Genomic DNA, 18,415 nt, shown 5'->3' with positions numbered 1-18,415 from the left:
AGTTGGAAATGCTTCTGCTGATACAATTCGAAAATACATTCAAAAATCAGGGCTAGTTATTCCGATTCATCCCATCGACGCCGCTTCGCGTCGATCAATGGGTTTTCTCGGAAGGATTCGATAAAATAGCCAAGCAGTTCGGTTTATTGTTTACACTCGATGAGCGTATTCAAGCGTTATATACCGAATTTGGTATTGATTTTGAGCACTACTACGGCGATAAAAGCTTTCAACTACCACTACCGGCCACTTATGTTATTAATCAACAAGGTGTGATCACTTACGCATTTGTAACTGAAGACTACACCCTACGCGCTGAACCTTTTGATGTATTAAACGCTTTAAAATCTGAGAGTAAATAATGTCTGTATTAACATCCCTAAAAACCCTAACCCTTTCATTAATTTTAGGCGCAAGCCTATTATCTGGAGATACTATGGCCGAACAAACCTCAAATAAACCTAAAGTGTTAATTTTTGACGTTAACGAAACACTCCTTGATCTAGATTCAATGCGCGCTTCTATAGGCGAAGCACTTGGTGGGCGAGAGGATTTATTACCATTGTGGTTTTCTACTATGCTACACCACTCGTTGGTATCAACTGTAATTGGCGATTACCAAGACTTTGGCCAAATTGGCGTGGCGTCATTATTAATGGTGGCACAAAACAACAATATTAATATTACCAGCGAGCAAGCAAAAACCGCGATTGTTACACCATTATTAACACTGCCTCCACACGCAGACGTAAAAGCAGGTTTAGCTGCATTAAGAGCACAAGGTTATAAGCTGGTTAGCCTAACAAACTCTTCAAATAAAGGCGTACAAGCACAATTTGAAAGCGCTGGTTTAACCCATTATTTTGACGAGCGCTACAGCATTGAAGATATTAAAGTGTACAAGCCTGATTTACGTGCGTACCAATGGGTACTTAAAAAACTTAATGTAAAACCAAATGAAGCCATGATGGTTGCAGCACATGGTTGGGACGTAGCCGGCGCAAAAGCAGCCGGTTTACAAACCACTTTTATTGCACGCCCAGGTAAAGCACTTTACCCACTGGCTAAAAAACCAGATCATGTTGTAAAAAACTTACATGAGTTAACCGAGCTGCTTAAATAACCTGATGTAATGGTCTCCTCCCCATACGGCATCTATGTGCCATGATTAAAGTGGTAAAAATTAATCAATACCCCAGCGGCCAATGTTAGGATAACGTTGGCCGTTTTTTATATTTATAAAATGAATATAAATAAAGTATTCAAGCAGTTATTCAAAAAACATATATTCTAGTAATTTAGCACTAAGGGCGCTATTATTACTTAAATGTGTTGCGGAGAGTGCTATGAACAGTCAAAGATTAAGTGAGTTTGAACAATATTTTCAAATTGATGAAAGTAACCGTGTAAACCTATACATAGTTGATGATAACGCCGTTCCAAAAAACCTTACTCAGTTAGACGCAGACATTCCCCCTTTATTTAAACTCGCTAATGAAGTAAGTAGCTTAGAGCAAAGCGCGCTTGGACCACTGCGTAATTTAGGTGATGTTGCCCAAGAGCTAGCAGCTTTTTTACAAGCGCAATCACGTAAAATAGACTTAATAATGAGCCATGTTCTCGCCTCAGAGCAAAGCGAAGATAACGCTATTTATTGCGATAGTTATGGCGGCGGTGGCGTAAAATTTACAACAGAGGATGTTTATTCTTTAGGGCAAAAGTTTCGGACTAAACTTTTTTTACACCATGAAGCGTCAGCTGTTTATTGCTATACCGAAGTCGTTGCAATTAAAAAAATCGATACCGAGCATTACCAATACACTTTACTCTTTATAGCCATAAGAGACAGCGACCAAGAACTAGTCGTTAGAGCCAGTTTGCATGCGCAAACCCGACAACTAAAAAAACGCCAGCAATTAGAGCAATCACAAAACATGCAAGCAGATGATAAATAGCTGACATGTACACTCAAACTGCTAAACTAGCGCTACCTTAATTTGTATCAATTACTCATGAATTTTAGACTTTTACCAGAATGGGCCGAGCAAGACGCTGTTATGCTAACTTGGCCGCATAAAAACACCGATTGGGCTGAAAACTTAGCACGCGTTGAGCCTGTGTATGTAGCGCTTGCAAAACATATTACCGCAGTACAACAATTAGTTATTGTAGCGCACAGCGAGCCTGTAAAAGAGCATGTTATTGCGCTATTGCACGCCGCCAACGTCCCCTTAAACTGTGTTCACTTTGTAGTTACACCAACAAATGATACATGGGCACGCGATCACGGCCCCCTTACTTGCGCCGCTATAAATAACCCTAATCAGCTTAAAGTGTATGATTTTACCTTTAACGGTTGGGGCAATAAATTTGCAAGTAATTTAGATAATCAAATAAACCGTGTTTTAGTCAATGAGCTTAGCGATACAGATAATGACTACCAAGCAGTAGATATGGTGCTTGAAGGCGGTGGCATTGAAATAAACGAACACGGCGTATTACTTACTACCAGTGAATGTTTGCTCAATAAAAACCGCAACCCAAATTTAACCCCAAGTGACATTGCAACACTGTTAAAACAGCACTTAGGAGCAACTGACTTTTTATGGGTTGACCATGGTTATTTAGCGGGCGACGACACCGACAGTCACATAGACACGCTAGTTCGCTTTGCACCAAACAATACTCTTGTTTATGTACAGTGCGACGATAAAACCGATGAGCATTACAACGCGCTGCATGCGATGGAAAAACAGCTTCAAGGCTTTAAAACTACCGATAACACCCCATATAATTTAATTGCCTTACCTTGGCCCAAAGCAGTGTATGACGATGAGCAAACACGTTTGCCTGCCACCTATGCTAACTACTTAATTATTAATAATACGGTATTAGTACCAACGTACGATGATGTAAGCGATAAGCTCGCCTTAACGCAAATTCAACAAGCGTACCCAGAGCACACAATTGTGGGCATTAATTGCCTACCTATTATTGAACAATTTGGCAGTTTGCACTGTATAACAATGCAACTCCCACGTAGATTTTTAACTGGAGCAGCTCAATGACCAGCCCTGCAAAATTAACCGTTGCACTCGTACAACAAAGCAATAGCGATAATGCTGAGCAAAATATGGCAAAGTCGATTGCCGCAATTCGTGAAGCAGCCAACAAAGGCGCTAAATTAGTTGTGCTGCAAGAGCTACACCGTAGCCTGTACTTTTGCCAAACCGAAGATGTAGACGTGTTTGATTTAGCCGAAACCATTCCAGGCCCAAGCACGCATACTTTAGGTGAGCTGGCAAAAGAGTTAAGCATTGTAATTGTGGCGTCGTTATTTGAAAAACGTGCTACCGGCCTTTATCACAATACCGCTGTAGTACTTGAAAATGACGGCAGTATTGCCGGTAAATACCGTAAAATGCATATTCCCGATGACCCTGGTTTTTACGAAAAATTTTACTTTACTCCAGGCGATTTAGGCTTTGAGCCAATTCAAACCTCAGTAGGTAAATTGGGCGTATTAGTATGTTGGGATCAGTGGTTTCCTGAAGCTGCACGCTTAATGGCAATGGCCGGTGCTGAGCTACTTATTTATCCAACTGCAATAGGCTGGGATCCGCGTGATGATAGCGATGAACAAACCCGCCAAAAAGATGCGTGGGTTATTAGCCAGCGCGCCCATGCGATTGCCAATGGTGTACCGGTAATTAGTTGTAACCGCGTTGGAGTCGAGCAAGACCCAAGTGAGCAAAGCGAAGGGATTCAATTTTGGGGGAACTCTTTTATTGCAGGGCCACAAGGTGAATTACTTGCTGAGGCTAATAATACTGACGAGCAAATTTTAGTAATTGAGCTTGATCAACAGCGCAGCGAAAACGTAAGACGTATTTGGCCGTATTTACGCGACCGCAGAATTGATCACTACCAAGACTTAACAAAAATTTACCGCGATTAAATAAAATTACTTGGCCCTTATTACATAATAAATTAGGGCCAATTTATAAATGGAGTAATAAATGGCGTTTGAGCAATGGGCAGCCTTGCCTTGGGTGAAATCTCAAAAAGATAAAATTCAATGGGGGCAACTTAGCGGCAGCGGTTTAAGCATTGCTATTGCTGAGGGTGTAAAACAACAAGACAATTTAGTATTAATTGTAACCCCAGACACGCCAAGCGCCCTGCGCCTTGAAACCGAGCTAGAATATTTATTGCCCGACAACCCGGTAATGATATTTCCTGACTGGGAAACCCTACCTTACGACCATTTTTCTCCTCATCAAGATATTATTTCTGCCCGTTTAGCCACTTTAAATACGCTCAAAAACGAGCAACAAAGTGTTTTAATTGTCCCTGTTTCTACCTTAATGCTGCGCACCGCCCCGGCTTCGTTTATTTATGGGTCCACAATTAACTTTAAGGTGGGTGATAAGCTCGATACTCATAATTTCAGAAATAATTTAGAACAAGCGGGTTATTTAAACGTACAGCAAGTAATGGAGCACGGCGAGTACGCCATTCGCGGCTCTATTGTCGACTTATATCCTATGGGCAGCCCGCATCCTTTTAGACTCGACTTTTTTGACGACGAGCTCGACAGCATTCGTTTATTTGATGTTGAAACCCAGCGCTCAGATGAAAAAGTAGATAAAATTGAACTGCTCCCGGCACACGAATTTCCCACTAACGAAGCCGACATTGAACGCTTTAGAATAGCGTACCGTGAGAAGTTTGGTGCCAGCGCGCAGCAAGACTCTGTTTACATGCAAGTGAGTAAAGGTAATTGGCCTGCCGGTATAGAATATTATATGCCACTGTTTTTCGAGCAACTGGCCACTATTTTTGATTACCTACCTGAAACCACAACGGTAATGCAGCTCGGTGATTTAGAACATGCCGCCGATAATTTTTGGCATGACGTAAACGTGCGCTATGAAAACCGCCGCGTAGACCCACTGCGTCCATTATTAGAGCCAAGCGCGCTGTATCAACCCATTAATGAATTGTTTGCTAATTTAGGGAATTATGCGCGTATTCGCTTATCTCAAGCAAAACTAGGTACAAAAGCAGGCAATAAAAATTTAACTGTTAGTGAATTACCTGTTATTCGCATTGATCATAAACAAAGCGAACCTTACGGTGCGTTTATAAACTATGTAGCGGCGCAAAAAAAGCACAAAGGCCGTATTTTACTAAGCGTAGAGTCGGATGGCCGGCGCGAGTCATTACTGGGAGTATTAAAACCTAGCGGCTTAAAGTTTAAAGAATTTACTAGTTTTGAGCAGTTTACAAAAAGCCAAAGCGATGTTGGCCTAATTGTTAGCCCACTGGAGCAAAGTGTTGTATTAGGTACTAAACCTAGTTTATCTATTATCACCGAACAAGAACTGCTTGGCATAAAAGTATCGCAGCGCCGTCGCCGTAAGCATAAATACCAAGCCAGCCAAGATGCACTAATTCGTAACTTAGCCGAACTTAAAGAAGGCCAACCTATTGTACATCTTGATCACGGCGTTGGTCGCTATCAAGGTTTGCAAACCATAGATGCCGCAGGCATTATCACTGAATTTGTTACCATTACTTACGCCAGTGAAGCAAAATTGTATGTACCGGTTTCGGCGCTGCATATGCTAAGTCGTTATTCGGGCGGCGAAGAAGCCAGTGCACCACTGCATAAACTTGGCTCAGATGCATGGGACAAAGCTAAAAAACGTGCTGCTGAAAAAGTGCGCGATGTAGCCGCTGAGTTACTTGATATTTACGCTCAGCGCCAAGCAAAACCAGGGAATAAATTTACCCTCGATGCCCCAGCTTATCGCCAATTTAGCGACAGCTTCCCGTTTGAAGAAACCGACGATCAACGCAATGCCATTGAAGCCGTATTAGGCGATATGCAATCAAAACAAGCCATGGACCGTTTAGTGTGTGGCGATGTAGGCTTTGGTAAAACCGAAGTCGCCATGCGCGCCGCATTTGTAGCTGTTAACGATAACAAACAAGTAGCTATTTTGGTGCCTACAACATTACTTGCCCAACAACACTTTGAAAACTTTAAAGACCGTTTTGCCGACTTTCCTATTGAGGTAGGTGTATTGTCGCGTTTTAACTCACCTAAAGAGCAAAAAGACACGCTTGAAAAAATGGCCAACGGCAAGCTCGATATTGTCATTGGTACTCATAAGCTGATCCAGGCTGATATTATATTTAACGATTTAGGCTTATTAATTGTTGATGAAGAACATCGCTTTGGGGTGCGCCAAAAGGAGAAGATTAAAGCGCTACGCGCCGATGTCGACATACTCACTTTAACTGCAACGCCTATCCCGCGTACCTTAAATATGGCCATGAGCGGTATGCGCGACTTATCTATTATTGCCACTCCACCTGCAAAGCGTTTAGCAGTAAAAACCTTTGTGCGCCAACGCGATGTAGAATTAATACGTGAAGCAGTACTTCGAGAAATTAAACGCGGTGGCCAAGTTTACTTTTTACATAATAACGTAGAGACAATTGAGCGCGTAGCACAAGAAATAAGTGAATGGGTGCCCGAGGCAAGCGTAACCAGTGCACATGGGCAAATGCGCGAGCAAGAGCTTGAGCAAATAATGGCTGACTTTTACCACCAAAAATACAACGTATTAGTGTGTACCACTATAATAGAAACCGGTATTGACATACCAACTGCTAACACCATAATTATGGATAGAGCCGACAAACTAGGTTTAGCGCAGTTACACCAATTACGTGGACGTGTTGGTCGCAGCCATCATCAAGCTTATGCCTACTTATTAACAGGCGATCCTAAAGCTCTTTCTAAAGATGCAAGCAAACGCTTACAAGCAATAGAGTCATTAGAAGACTTAGGCGCAGGTTTTGCACTAGCAACCCACGATTTAGAAATTCGTGGTGCGGGTGAACTTTTAGGTGATGATCAATCAGGACAAATGCAAACCATTGGCTTTAGCTTATACATGGAAATGCTTGAACAAGCAGTAAAAGCATTGCGAGAAGGCAAAGAGCCCACCCTTGAAAACCTCTTGCAAAAACAAACTGAGGTAGACTTAAAGCTACCGGCTTTATTACCCGATGATTATATTTACGATGTGAACGCACGTTTAGGTATGTACAAGCGCGTTGCTAGTTGTGCTAATGTTGCCGATATGGACGAATTGCAGGTAGAATTAATCGACCGCTTTGGCTTATTACCCGACGCGGCTAAAAACCTCTTTAGCCTGCAGCAATTAAAAATGCGAGCAAGTGATTTAGGTATAACAAAAATTGAGGCAAACCCGAAAGGTGGTTACTTTGAATTTAGCCAAAACACTAAGGTTAATCCTAGCTTCATCATAGGCTTGATACAAAGTGCACCGCGCGTGTACAAAATGGATGGCGCAAATAAACTGCGCTTTGTTATTAGCGAGGCAAATGCCCGCGAACGCTTGAAAATGGTCACTGCAATGCTTGCAGATTTCGAAAAAAAGGTTAGCCATTAATGTTGCTAAAAAAATCGCTTATTATTTTATGCTGCTTATTTAGCAGCACCGCAATTGCTGAGCGCTGGTTTGAAGTAGAAGTGCTGGTATTTAAACAACGCCCTGCTCCGTACTTACAAGAAGACTTTAGCCTTAAAAAACCAGCTATTGAAGATAAAAACACACTTGATTTACTCACCCCACTTTACACTGAGCAAGCTATGCAAGCGTGTATTGATGGCGATACACGCTTTGAAAAACGCTCTTTTGCAGATTCTTTAGTTAACTCAAAACAGCAATCTGGGGTGTGTGATAACAGTATTGATTATTTAAAAAGTTATGAACACCTACCGGTAACACCGCTTGTAGCTGCACAAGATACAATGCAGCAAACATACCTTTTAGCACCAACACAACTGCAATTTAACAGCCAACGCCAAGCTCTAGAGCGCAAAGGGTTAACGCCACTATTACATACTGGCTGGCGTTTTGAAGGGGCAAGTAAGTCGCGTGCACCTAGCATGCATTTAATCGCTGGTGAGCATATTAAAAGTACAGAGCCTAGCGCCCCAAGTTATGCAAACCCAGACTTTGTTAGTTTGGTTAACTCGCAAGATTCCTTTTTTAATGCACCTAAAGAACCCACTATGAAGTGGGAACTCGACGGTTTATTTAAAATACATTTACGCCATTATTTATACATAACCGCTAATTTCGATATTAGCCAAAAGCACGATAGTGGTGAAATAGAAGCCGCTCGTTTTTCACAATTTAGACGAGTAATAAGTGAAGAAATACACTATTTTGATCACCCTAGAATGGGGATGATCGTCCAAATTAGAAAATTCAAACATTAGTATGATGTTATTTAACACATAGGAAATAACAATGAAAAAACTCCTGATTATTGCAGCAACGCTAAGCCTAGCAGCGTGTTCTAAAGTAAATGTTGAGAACTACGAAAAAATAAAAATTGGTATGGATAAATCAGAAGTCGAAGTTTTTTTAGGAAGCGCTGATAACTGCGTAGAAAAAACACTGCATACCAACTGCGTTTGGGGTGACGATGCGAAAAATATCGAAATTATACTCGTATCAAACAAGGTAACTTTATTTACCAAAAAAGGGTTAGCAAACAACTAACGCTAACCCTTTAGAGGAATAACATGGGATGTAACCGGTTACAGCCTTTGTTATTCCTGCTTAGTACCGTCATCAGAGTAAATAAGTTCAATATTAACTATTTTACTGCGGTTCATGGTTATTTTATAACGCTGATACAGCTTTTTATCTCGCTCGGTTAGCACTAATACCATATTTAATTGATAACGCCGCTCTACAGCCTGCTTAGAAACCTTATTACTCTCAAGATGATATAACTTACCCTCACCTTTTTTAAGATAGCGAGAAAACGGCGCAAGGCTAAACTGCAGTGTTTGATGCAAACTATCGTAACCTGGTAAAAACTCTCGGGCATTTACACGTGTTTCGCTTGCAAAGTGTAACCACTGCGCAGCGAGCTTATTTTGTTGCCGGCGTTTGGAGAAAATAGCACGGACTTCTTTTGGAATATTTTTAAAGCGCGTATATTCCAACCAAATAAGCTGGCTCGCAACTTTGTCTTTGGTCACGCTATTTTTAAAAACAAACCGCCACTTAGGCCGCCCCCGTACAATAGCGCGCCAAATAATTCGGGTTATATCTTCTTTAAATATTTCGCGAAGGCCATAAATAAGCCCCAATATTAAGATTAATGTTGCTGTAACTTCTGTAAAAGTTGCGCGTGCGTTGAGTATAACTATCATCACTAACGCCATAATTACAGCGGTTACCGAGCCCTTAACTAAACGTTTTAAATAACTATTAAGGTAGCGAGTTTGGCGGTTTAAAATTACACCATGTTCAATTAAACGCTGCAATAACCGCATTTTATTAGTAATGCGGTTTGCATCTTTAAGGGTTGATTCTGAATTATATTGTTGCTCTTCGCGATAACTGTTTTCTGACTTACAAAAATTAACTAAGTCGTTGCGCTCTTTTGCATAGTCACTACTGCGTGGCCCTTCATCTAGCAGTTTTAAAAACGACTGCTCTATTTGCCAGCTAAGGTAGTTATCGGCATTGGTGTAAAACGAAATAAGCTTTTCATCTTCAGGGGTATAACGCCTTAGTTTTCTTAATAAGCTTTGGCTTTGCTCGCACAGCTCATTCGCCCGTTGATAAAATTCATCAGGGTCTTCTATTTTGAGTGTTTCTTTAATATCTGCATCAATAGCCAAGCGCACCTGATAACAATACAAATTGAGGTTTTGTCGGTAATCTCGCTGCTCACCTTTGTTTTTACTTACAAAACGGCTTCGCACTAGCGGTAGGTGAATATTATTGGCGTTATAAGCTAAATAAGATTTAAATTGATTATTAAAATAGGATTCTTCATTAAGGGTTTGTGCATTCACGCCCATTTCGTTGGGGATCGAAAAGTATAAATCAAGGCGTTGCTCTGAGCGTTGGCCCAGCTGCGGTTCAATAATAAAAGATAAATTCTCATCTTGCTTTAACAATTAAATCTCCTTGTAATATAGCTCCTTAGTGTACTTGCCTGAAGTATTTTGTTCAATAAAAAAGGCCTAGTAAAAACTAGGCCTTAATTGAAATACTACGACTTAGTTAATTGCAAATTAGAACTTAATGTTCATACCTGCAAATAAGCGACGGCCTAATGTATCAAATGTATACGGGTCAGTGTTTGAATCGTTGTTACCTGTGTAATAAGGAGGCTCTTTATCAAATAAGTTATTTACACCAGCTGAGAGTGTAATCGTGTCATTTACTAAATAATAGCCACTAATATCATGGTAAACAATTGACGGTGTTTCTGGCGCGAAACATACTTCGCTATCTATACAAGCAAAACTATCCATACCTGCAATGTAACGAGCTTCGTAGGTTGCACCCCAGTTGTCGCCTTTAGCCGTTAAATTAAAATTCGATTTAATATCGGCATAACTACCTGCACTGCCAGTAACAAAACCTGAGTAATCAACAACAGCACCGGTATCTACAACATACTCATCTAAATAAGTTGTATCTAAACCTGCTTTCCAGCTTAAGCCTAGGGCATCAAACGTATACCTTAAGTTTAAATCAACGCCCGATGTTTTCTCAGAGCCAATATTTCTTAATTGGTTATTAAAAACAATACGAGTCCCATCTAAATAGGCGTTTGTCTCGTTAGCATTACATAAAGTTGTATTGCCGCTATTAGCATTTCCGATACACTGATCAACTACAAACTGGTTATTGTAGGTAGAAATTGCGTTTTCAATTTCAATATCGTAGTAATCTACAGTCATTGAGAAACCTTCGAACCACTGTGGCTCGTACACAATACCAAAGGTAAGTGTGTCAGCTTCTTCCGGTGTTAAGTTTTTATTACCACCTACCGTTACTTCTGCTTGACTATCCGCACCTGGGAATTTCACTTGCTCGTATGATGGTGCATTACCAGAGTAAAGCTCATCTACTGTCGGTGCACGAAATGCAGTTGAACGTACACCACGGAACATTAGTTCATCATTAGCTTTCCAAGTAAAGCCAAGCTTCCAAGTTTCATCTGAACCAAAAGTACTGTAATCAAAAGCACGAATTGCTGCGCTTATTTCAACATATTCAGCAAATGGTGCATCTGCCAAAACCGGAATAGCGAACTCAACAAAGGCTTCATTTACATCAAAACCACCGCTAGTAGGATCAACTCGCGGATCATTACCTAAGCCTTGAGCTGAAATTGAATCTGGATTTGACCATGCTTTTTCTTGACGACGCTCAATACCTGCAGCAAATGCAGTATAGCCCGCTGGTAACTCAAACATCTCACCTGAAAGTGACGCTGCTAAAATAAATAACTGGCTACCACCACTATCTTGTTCTGTGTAGATATGTTTTTGTATTTGCGATACACCCCAAGCAGACTCATTTAATGGATTTAAACTTCCAGCTGCAACTTCAGCTTTAATTGCAGAAACATTATGAAGGTTACTCATTTTGCTTACTGAATCATTACGCCCAAAGTTTGCTGAAACATCCCATGAGTAATCATTTATAACACCTTCTGCGCCAACAACTACACGAACTGTATCAACTGTTTGTGACAAATCACGCGTACCGCTTTCACTCATACGACGACGATAATTAATCTCATCACCGTAGGCATAATTAGTTTTAGCTGTAACATAATTATCATTAGCATCTTTTACAAATGTATCATTTGCAACTTGGCGTTTATCATAGGTTTGACTTAATAAGCTATCGCCCATACTTTTTTCATAAGTAAAGCCAAAATCAATTGGTTGTGGGGCTAGTTGTTGCTGTGACCAACGTTTAGTATAAGTAAACTCACTAAAAAAGCTTGTATCGTCACTCAACTCGTATGTACCTAGACCAGTAATATTTAATCGTTCCATAGGAGTATATAAATAACTTGTCTTTGCATAGTTATAAGCATCAGCTGCATCTGTAAAAGGGTGTAACTTCCCACCTAAACCACTTAGCCCATTATCGTTTGCAAAATTTTGCGGCTCAAGTTTGCCTTTATCATTAAGAATATCAACTTTATTCACATTATAAATGTGGCCACCTTCACTAAATGAAGATCCACCACAAAAAGGAACACCTTGTTTAGTTTCTAGTATTGGACAGTCAGAAAAGCCACGGTCACCTTGGCTTGCTTCACCGCGATCAGTATACTGAACACCGAAGACAATATTACCTTTATCAAAAGAAGTACCTAACGTGAAGTCAATAGAGTTCTCTGTTGCATCATGTTTAGATGTCATCGCAGAGTTAATATTGATATCCAGACCCTCAAAGTCATTTTTCAGGATGATGTTTACTACACCAGCAACCGCATCTGTACCATAAACAGCTGATGCACCATCTTTTAGTACCTCAATTTGTTTTATCATAGATACAGGAATGGTGTTTAAATCAACCGTAGAGGCAGCACCTGTACCTGAATTGATCATTCTACGACCGTTTACAAGCACCAAAGTACGTGGCGAACCTAAACCGCGTAAATCGATAGAAGCGCCACCACCAGAACCGTTATTAACGCCAGGGTTGGTCATTGCGCCGCCAGTAGCCGTCATTTGCTGAAGAACACTATCAACTGACGTAGCGCCAGATGCTCTGATTTCATCTGCACCTATAAGTGTTACTGGGCTAGCGGTTTCCATGTCAGATCGCTTAATACGAGAACCTGTTACTTGAATTTTTTCAATTGACTTTGCCGCTTCGTCAGCCGCTAAAACTTGCACACTTGAGAACATTGGAATAGCAGCGATAACCGCTAAGCCAAGAGTTGATTTTTTCATGGATGAACCCTACTTGTTGAAAATTTACCTAAATGGTAATGCTCACTTTTATAAGAATTGTGAGTCAGAAAACAGCAACTTAGGCGTGATTAACTGAACAAAAACTTAACGAATGGCTAATTAAAAACCAACCGAAAAACGCAACACCCAAAAAAGGTACAAACGTTACACTATGTTTCCTTGTTAATTAATAAATACACTTCAAAATCAATACACTAAATGCATTGCGCTACATTAAAAGCACAGGTGAAATCAAACTAATGGACTTTGTAATTAAATGTAATTAACTCAACAATGTACCTTTAACCGGTAATTTAACAAGTTAATCACAGTAGGTTATTAAAACCGTAAAACTAGATGTTAATTGATAACTATATTTATGCGCTTTGAGTAATTAATTAGTCTGATTTAACGCATATATAGCTTTTAAAGGAGAGATTTTTTATTCAGCCAAGATTAAACAAGTAAACTATTCACCAATTTAATGAAGCAATGATTGCCTCAAACCTAGTAGTACACTTAATTAACCAAATACCATTGATGCATTTTTCGAAATTAAAAAGAGAAAGTAAAAATTACAAAAGGCAGGAGTGCTAAGTGCTAGCTAAAATGATGTGAGTGTACGAAGTACTCTTATTGTAGGCTTAATCTTCTTGCGCTAAAGCTAACCCTCTGTGGATTTAGCTTTTCTGCGCCAAGAAATAAAAAGTAACGCTTAACTTAAAGAGAGTAAGCACAACTAAACTGATCTCAACCAGAATGCTTATCTCCCTGCTGCAAATTAAGCGAGCTACTTAATAAGCAATATAAGCAATGGCATGTTTAGTAAGTAACGTAAAAATAATAATATACCGAGTTGCTTTGCTGCGATGCTTCATCTGTTACGTTAAGGATTAATTTCCACAGCATATTTTTTTCAGCGCAAATACCTACCATAGTTTCACTTTGCCAAGTGTTGCCATGGCGCTTAAATTGCTGAGGAATATACCCCATATACATAGTTACGCCTTCAAGTTTTGCATTCGTAATAACATGCCCTTTAGGTAACTCGGCAAATATAGAGAATGGTGTTTCGGGGGATAAATCACCATCGCTCAGCCATACTTTAACGCCGTTAGGAAAAGTACAGGGTAAACCGGCTTCGCAAGCAAGGTTTTTTAATTGTTGCGTATCGCTGCTCTTTGAATAATCACACGCAACTAAAAAAATTAGTAAAAAAAACAAATATACTCTATATATATACATATGGCGGGTACTCAAAATCCAAAAAATAATGGCTGGCACTAATTTAATAGTCACAAGGTCAAATCACACTTTTATTACAAATAACGTACAATTCACCTCAAAAAGTAAACAGCAAGCTAGTAAAGTTTGATTGATGTCATAATATTATGCAATTGACCTATCTTTTTTAAGCCAAAAATTTTATCATTTCAACCGCAAAAAAATAAGGGTTTCTCGAGTCTGTTTTCTAAAATAATCTCATTTTTAATGTTTTAGATGGCAAGCTTGTGAAGTAATAGTAGGCCCCACTTTTTTTAGGTGGGTAATTCATTTCTAAACGCATTTATTGCAGCGGAAGCCAGAAAATGAGCCAGACAGTAGCATCACACACTGAGTACAACTATAAAGTTGTACGCCAATTCGCTATTATGACAGTGATTTGGGGCATCGTTGGCATGAGTATCGGGGTTCTGATTGCTGCCCAACTAGCTTGGCCAGCACTTAACTTTGATACACCATGGTTAACATACTCTCGACTTCGTCCGTTACACACGAACGCAGTTATTTTCGCATTTGGTACAAGTGCACTTTTTGCGACGTCTTATTACGTCGTTCAACGTACCTGTCAAACGCGCCTTCTTTCAGATAAATTAGCAGCCTTTACATTTTGGGGTTGGCAGCTTGTTATTGTGCTTGCTGTTATTACACTACCTTTGGGTATTACAAGTTCTAAAGAATATGCAGAACTTGAGTGGCCAATTGATATTTTAATAGCCGTTGTATGGGTAACTTATGCCGTAGTATTTATGGGCACAATCGCAAAGCGTAAAGTGTCTCATATTTATGTAGCTAACTGGTTCTATGCTGGCTTTATCATTACGGTTGCTGTACTTCATATTGTAAACAGTATGGCTGTACCTGTGTCGTTAACTAAATCGTATTCCATTTATGCTGGTGCAGTTGATGCAATGGTACAGTGGTGGTACGGACACAATGCTGTTGGCTTTTTATTAACAGCTGGCTTTTTAGGTATGATGTATTACTTTGTACCAAAACAAGCAGGCCGTCCGGTTTACTCTTACCGCTTATCAGTGGTTCACTTTTGGGCGCTTATTTCGCTTTATATTTGGGCAGGCCCTCACCACCTTCACTACACTGCGCTTCCTGATTGGACGCAAAGTTTAGGTATGGTTATGTCTATTATCTTATTCGTTCCATCTTGGGGTGGCATGATTAACGGTATTATGACGTTGTCTGGTGCATGGCATAAGCTTCGTACTGACCCTATTTTACGTTTCTTAGTTGTTTCATTATCTTTTTACGGTATGTCTACGTTTGAAGGCCCAATGATGGCAATTAAATCAGTAAACGCGCTTTCTCATTACACCGACTGGACTGTAGGACACGTTCACTCAGGTGCATTAGGTTGGGTTGCAATGATATCTATCGGCGCTATTTACCACCTAATCCCTGCGTTATTCTCGCAAGGTCGTATGTACAGCATTAAATTAATTAACACACATTTTTGGTTACACACTGTTGGTGTTGTTTTATACATAGTAGCAATGTGGATCTCAGGTGTAATGCAAGGTCTAATGTGGCGCGCAGTTAACTCTGATGGCACATTAATGTATAGCTTTGTACAGTCTTTAGAGGCGTCTCATCCTTTCTATGTTATACGCTTTTTAGGTGGTGTGTTCATCGTAGTAGGTATGCTAGTTATGGCTTATAACGTTTATCGTACAGTAGCAGCGAAGAACGATTCGCTGCAATTAGACGAACAAGCACAATTAGCATAACGGAGTGAGATAATGAGCAATAAAAATTCACAAAACAAACACGAAATAGTCGAAAAAAACATTGGCCTTATGGCTATCTTGACCGTTTTCGCAATTAGCTTTGGTGCATTAGTTGAAATTACTCCGCTAATGTTTCAAGACGATACAACTAAGCCAGTTGACGGACTACGTCCGTTAACGGCACTTGAAATGGAAGGCAGAGATCTATATGTACGTGAGGGTTGTTCAAACTGTCACTCACAAATGATCCGCCCTTTTCGTGACGAAGTTGAGCGTTATGGCCACTATTCGGTTGCCGGTGAATCTGTTTGGGATCACCCTTTCCTTTGGGGATCTAAGCGTACTGGCCCTGACCTAGCGCGTGTAGGCAAGCGTTATTCTGATGACTGGCATTATGCTCACTTAGTTGACCCACGTGCTGTGGTTCCTGAGTCGAACATGCCAGGCTTTCCTTGGTTAGCAGAGAATACGCTTGATACAAGCCTGACTCTGAATAAACTTAAAATTTTCCGTGATACATTTGGAATCGATAGCCGTACTGACCGTTACGATGGTTTAGGTTACGGTAGTGATGAAGAATTAATCGCCGATGTTGCTAAAGTTGATGCAATGAATGACGGTAAAGGTGCAACAGAAATGCAAGCCCTTATCGCTTATTTGCAACAACTTGGCACCCACTTGAAGTAACTAATTATGGATTATGGGACATACAGAGGCATTTTAACTCTGGTAATTTTAGTACTATTTATTGTGATTGTTGCTTGGGCATATAGCAAGCGTAGTAAAACACGTTTTAAAGACGCTGCTAATGTTATTTTCGAAGATGAAATAAAACACAACAATACGCTCTCTAACGAGGAAAAGGGGTCTGAGAAATGACTAGCTTTTGGAGTATTTGGGTTATTGTATTAACCCTATCATGTTTGTTCATTTTATTTGGTTTACTCGTGTGGAATTTAAAAAACTACACTGGTGTACCTGAAGGTGAAAGCTGCGGACATGAATATGATGGAATTGAAGAGCTAAATAACCCACTACCAAAGTGGTGGACTTACATGTTCTTTGCAACATTTATTTGGTCTGTTTATTACTTAGCAGCTTACCCAGGTTTAGGTAACTGGGAAGGATTAGGTAAGTGGACTAGTTCTAACCAAGGTATTACTTCTTTGGCTGAGTCTAAAGAAGCAGTAAAACTTGCTAAAGAAGAAGGTCGCTTTGTAAAACTTGATAAAGAGTACGAAGTTGCAGATGCACGTTTTGGCCCTATTTTTAATGAGTTGGCACAAATACCTGTAATAAAATTGGTTGAGTCTAAGTTTGAAGGTGACGCAGCACAGCAAGTTGCACTTGAAAATGGTGAAAAACATGCCGAAACACAAGGTCAGCTAGCAATTGAGATTGGCCAACGTCTTTTTGCACAAAACTGTTCTCAGTGTCATGGTTCTGATGCGCGTGGTGGTACTGGCTTTCCTAACCTAACTGATAATGATTGGTTATATGGCGGCACACCCGATAAAATTAAAGAAACATTACTTTACGGACGTATAGCTGCAATGCCACCTTGGGGTGCTGCATTAGGTGAGCAAGGCGTTAAAGAAATGACCGCTCATGTACTTAGCCTTTCAGGTCGTACTGTAAACCAAAAAGACGCTGCTGCCGGCGAAGCTAAGTGGGCTATGTGTGCTGCATGTCATGGTGCTGACGGTAAAGGCTCTGTTGCACACAACTTACCCTTTGGTGCACCTAACCTAACCGACAACGTTTGGTTATATGGTGGTTCTCAACGTGCTGTTGAAGAAACACTTAACCATGGTCGTGCCGGTGTAATGCCAGCGTGGAAAGATATTTTAGGTGAAGATAAAATACACCTACTAACGGCTTACGTTTACAGCTTATCTCAAGCTAAATAGTTACACCGTTAACGAATATTTAATCTTTTAAATTCAATAGATTAATCCAGATCAAAAAAGCCTCCACTCGGAGGCTTTTTTTTAGTCTTTTACAAATATTTATTATAGTATAGCCGCATCTTCATTTTATTTTAGAGTAACTATGCAACCTACTCCGTGGTATAAAAATTTTTGGCCTTGGTTTTTAATCTTTTTTCCCTCTGCTGCAATTATTGGCTGCATTAGCTTATTCTTTACCGCCATAGGCAATGGCCCTGATATGGTGGTAGATGACTACTATAAAAAAGGCAAAGCAATTAACTTAGAGCTTACTAAGTTTGATAAGGCAAAAGCTTTATACTTACATGGCGAGCTGAATGTTACCAGTGAGCGCGTTGGTTTTAAATTTACCAAAGGCGATACGAGCAACATACATGCATTAAAACTGTCGTTTTATCATCGTACAATTAAAGCGCATGACTTTGAAGCCACGCTAACGCCTAATGCTAATCAAGAATTTACCGCATTACTTGACGGGTTTACCGACGGTGCTTATTCGGTATTTATTGAGCCTATTGATGGTAGCTGGAAGCTAAAAGAAAACATTACCTTACCAACCACCCTTGCTGTTTTAGTTACGCCTAATTATAAGTAGTATT

General features: G+C 40.1%; 15 protein-coding genes and 1 pseudogene. 13 read left to right on the top strand and 3 right to left on the bottom strand.

Annotated elements, in window-relative coordinates; translation table 11 throughout:
* Positions 1-122: 122 nt before the first annotated feature.
* The 8 genes and pseudogenes from H5058_RS11665 to H5058_RS11630 all read left to right on the top strand — a co-directional run.
* Positions 123-362: pseudogene (locus tag H5058_RS11665) on the top strand (AhpC/TSA family protein); the annotation flags it as partial.
* Complete coding sequence (locus H5058_RS11660) at positions 362-1,123, top strand: haloacid dehalogenase type II (RefSeq protein ID WP_041454475.1); 762 nt, start codon at positions 362-364, stop codon at positions 1,121-1,123. The pseudogene H5058_RS11665 and the gene H5058_RS11660, both read left to right, overlap by 1 nt.
* A 223-nt stretch (positions 1,124-1,346) precedes the next feature.
* A complete protein-coding gene (locus tag H5058_RS11655; protein WP_182678324.1) occupies positions 1,347-1,955 on the top strand; it encodes a PilZ domain-containing protein in 609 nt (202 codons plus the stop codon).
* A gap of 57 nt (positions 1,956-2,012) precedes the next feature.
* Entirely contained in the window at positions 2,013-3,068 is a 1,056-nt protein-coding gene (locus H5058_RS11650; RefSeq protein WP_182678322.1) for an agmatine/peptidylarginine deiminase, read from the top strand.
* A complete protein-coding gene (locus H5058_RS11645; RefSeq protein WP_011328510.1) occupies positions 3,065-3,958 on the top strand; it encodes a carbon-nitrogen hydrolase in 894 nt (297 codons plus the stop codon). The genes H5058_RS11650 and H5058_RS11645 overlap by 4 nt, the downstream gene beginning before the upstream one ends.
* 61 nt (positions 3,959-4,019) lie before the next feature.
* The gene (gene mfd / locus H5058_RS11640; RefSeq protein WP_011328511.1) at positions 4,020-7,493 is read left to right on the top strand and encodes a transcription-repair coupling factor; all 3,474 of its coding nucleotides are present in this window, start codon (positions 4,020-4,022) and stop codon (positions 7,491-7,493) included.
* On the top strand, positions 7,493-8,329 hold the full coding sequence (locus H5058_RS11635; protein WP_182678321.1) for a peptidoglycan binding protein CsiV: 837 nt from the start codon (positions 7,493-7,495) through the stop codon (positions 8,327-8,329). The genes mfd and H5058_RS11635 overlap by 1 nt, the downstream gene beginning before the upstream one ends.
* Positions 8,330-8,360: 31 nt before the next feature.
* Positions 8,361-8,615 carry a DUF3862 domain-containing protein gene (locus H5058_RS11630; RefSeq protein ID WP_086994927.1) on the top strand — a complete coding sequence of 85 codons (255 nt, stop codon included), beginning with the start codon at positions 8,361-8,363 and terminating at the stop codon, positions 8,613-8,615.
* Positions 8,616-8,665: 50 nt separating this feature from the next.
* Here the strand turns inward: H5058_RS11630 and H5058_RS11625 are convergent, their stop codons facing one another.
* The 3 genes from H5058_RS11625 to H5058_RS11615 all read right to left on the bottom strand — a co-directional run bounded on the left by H5058_RS11625 (position 8,666) and on the right by H5058_RS11615 (position 14,089).
* Complete coding sequence (locus H5058_RS11625; protein WP_182678319.1) at positions 8,666-10,033, bottom strand: hypothetical protein; 1,368 nt, start codon at positions 10,031-10,033, stop codon at positions 8,666-8,668.
* A gap of 117 nt (positions 10,034-10,150) precedes the next feature.
* The gene (locus H5058_RS11620; RefSeq protein WP_182678317.1) at positions 10,151-12,844 is read right to left on the bottom strand and encodes a TonB-dependent receptor; all 2,694 of its coding nucleotides are present in this window, start codon (positions 12,842-12,844) and stop codon (positions 10,151-10,153) included.
* An 822-nt stretch (positions 12,845-13,666) separates the two neighbouring features.
* Complete coding sequence (locus H5058_RS11615; RefSeq protein ID WP_179807971.1) at positions 13,667-14,089, bottom strand: hypothetical protein; 423 nt, start codon at positions 14,087-14,089, stop codon at positions 13,667-13,669.
* Between the two features lie 344 nt (positions 14,090-14,433).
* Between H5058_RS11615 and ccoN the strand changes: the two genes are divergently transcribed.
* The 5 genes from ccoN to H5058_RS11590 all read left to right on the top strand — a co-directional run bounded on the left by ccoN (position 14,434) and on the right by H5058_RS11590 (position 18,411).
* A complete protein-coding gene (gene ccoN, locus H5058_RS11610; protein ID WP_179807968.1) occupies positions 14,434-15,867 on the top strand; it encodes a cytochrome-c oxidase, cbb3-type subunit I in 1,434 nt (477 codons plus the stop codon).
* 12 nt (positions 15,868-15,879) lie between these two features.
* Complete coding sequence (gene ccoO / locus H5058_RS11605; protein WP_011328518.1) at positions 15,880-16,554, top strand: cytochrome-c oxidase, cbb3-type subunit II; 675 nt, start codon at positions 15,880-15,882, stop codon at positions 16,552-16,554.
* A gap of 6 nt (positions 16,555-16,560) precedes the next feature.
* Positions 16,561-16,746: a cbb3-type cytochrome c oxidase subunit 3 gene (locus H5058_RS11600; protein ID WP_089368456.1), complete on the top strand. Its 186-nt coding sequence runs from the start codon at positions 16,561-16,563 to the stop codon at positions 16,744-16,746.
* Entirely contained in the window at positions 16,743-17,777 is a 1,035-nt protein-coding gene (locus H5058_RS11595) for a c-type cytochrome (protein WP_179807967.1), read from the top strand. Before H5058_RS11600 ends, H5058_RS11595 begins: the two co-directional genes overlap by 4 nt.
* A gap of 142 nt (positions 17,778-17,919) precedes the next feature.
* On the top strand, positions 17,920-18,411 hold the full coding sequence (locus H5058_RS11590) for a FixH family protein (protein ID WP_011328521.1): 492 nt from the start codon (positions 17,920-17,922) through the stop codon (positions 18,409-18,411).
* Positions 18,412-18,415 lie beyond the last annotated feature (4 nt).

This window comes from Pseudoalteromonas sp. SR45-4, assembly GCF_014163535.1.
Classification (GTDB): Bacteria; Pseudomonadota; Gammaproteobacteria; order Enterobacterales; family Alteromonadaceae; genus Pseudoalteromonas; species Pseudoalteromonas nigrifaciens.
The sequence above is the reverse complement of the archived record's forward strand: the minus strand, read 5'-3'. Positions and strand labels throughout refer to the sequence as shown.

Bases quoted from the DNA above. Each gene is read 5' to 3' on its own strand.
- ccoO (WP_011328518.1), top strand. From the start codon at position 15,880: ATGAGCAATAAAAATTCACAAAACAAACACGAAATAGTCGAAAAAAAC.
- H5058_RS11595 (WP_179807967.1), top strand. From the start codon at position 16,743: ATGACTAGCTTTTGGAGTATTTGGGTTATTGTATTAACCCTATCATGT.
- H5058_RS11620 (WP_182678317.1), bottom strand. From the start codon at position 12,844: ATGAAAAAATCAACTCTTGGCTTAGCGGTTATCGCTGCTATTCCAATG.
- H5058_RS11660 (WP_041454475.1), top strand. From the start codon at position 362: ATGTCTGTATTAACATCCCTAAAAACCCTAACCCTTTCATTAATTTTA.
- H5058_RS11630 (WP_086994927.1), top strand. From the start codon at position 8,361: ATGAAAAAACTCCTGATTATTGCAGCAACGCTAAGCCTAGCAGCGTGT.
- H5058_RS11590 (WP_011328521.1), top strand. From the start codon at position 17,920: ATGCAACCTACTCCGTGGTATAAAAATTTTTGGCCTTGGTTTTTAATC.
- H5058_RS11645 (WP_011328510.1), top strand. From the start codon at position 3,065: ATGACCAGCCCTGCAAAATTAACCGTTGCACTCGTACAACAAAGCAAT.
- H5058_RS11635 (WP_182678321.1), top strand. From the start codon at position 7,493: ATGTTGCTAAAAAAATCGCTTATTATTTTATGCTGCTTATTTAGCAGC.
- H5058_RS11615 (WP_179807971.1), bottom strand. From the start codon at position 14,089: ATGTATATATATAGAGTATATTTGTTTTTTTTACTAATTTTTTTAGTT.
- H5058_RS11650 (WP_182678322.1), top strand. From the start codon at position 2,013: ATGAATTTTAGACTTTTACCAGAATGGGCCGAGCAAGACGCTGTTATG.
- H5058_RS11655 (WP_182678324.1), top strand. From the start codon at position 1,347: ATGAACAGTCAAAGATTAAGTGAGTTTGAACAATATTTTCAAATTGAT.
- mfd (WP_011328511.1), top strand. From the start codon at position 4,020: ATGGCGTTTGAGCAATGGGCAGCCTTGCCTTGGGTGAAATCTCAAAAA.
- H5058_RS11600 (WP_089368456.1), top strand. From the start codon at position 16,561: ATGGATTATGGGACATACAGAGGCATTTTAACTCTGGTAATTTTAGTA.
- ccoN (WP_179807968.1), top strand. From the start codon at position 14,434: ATGAGCCAGACAGTAGCATCACACACTGAGTACAACTATAAAGTTGTA.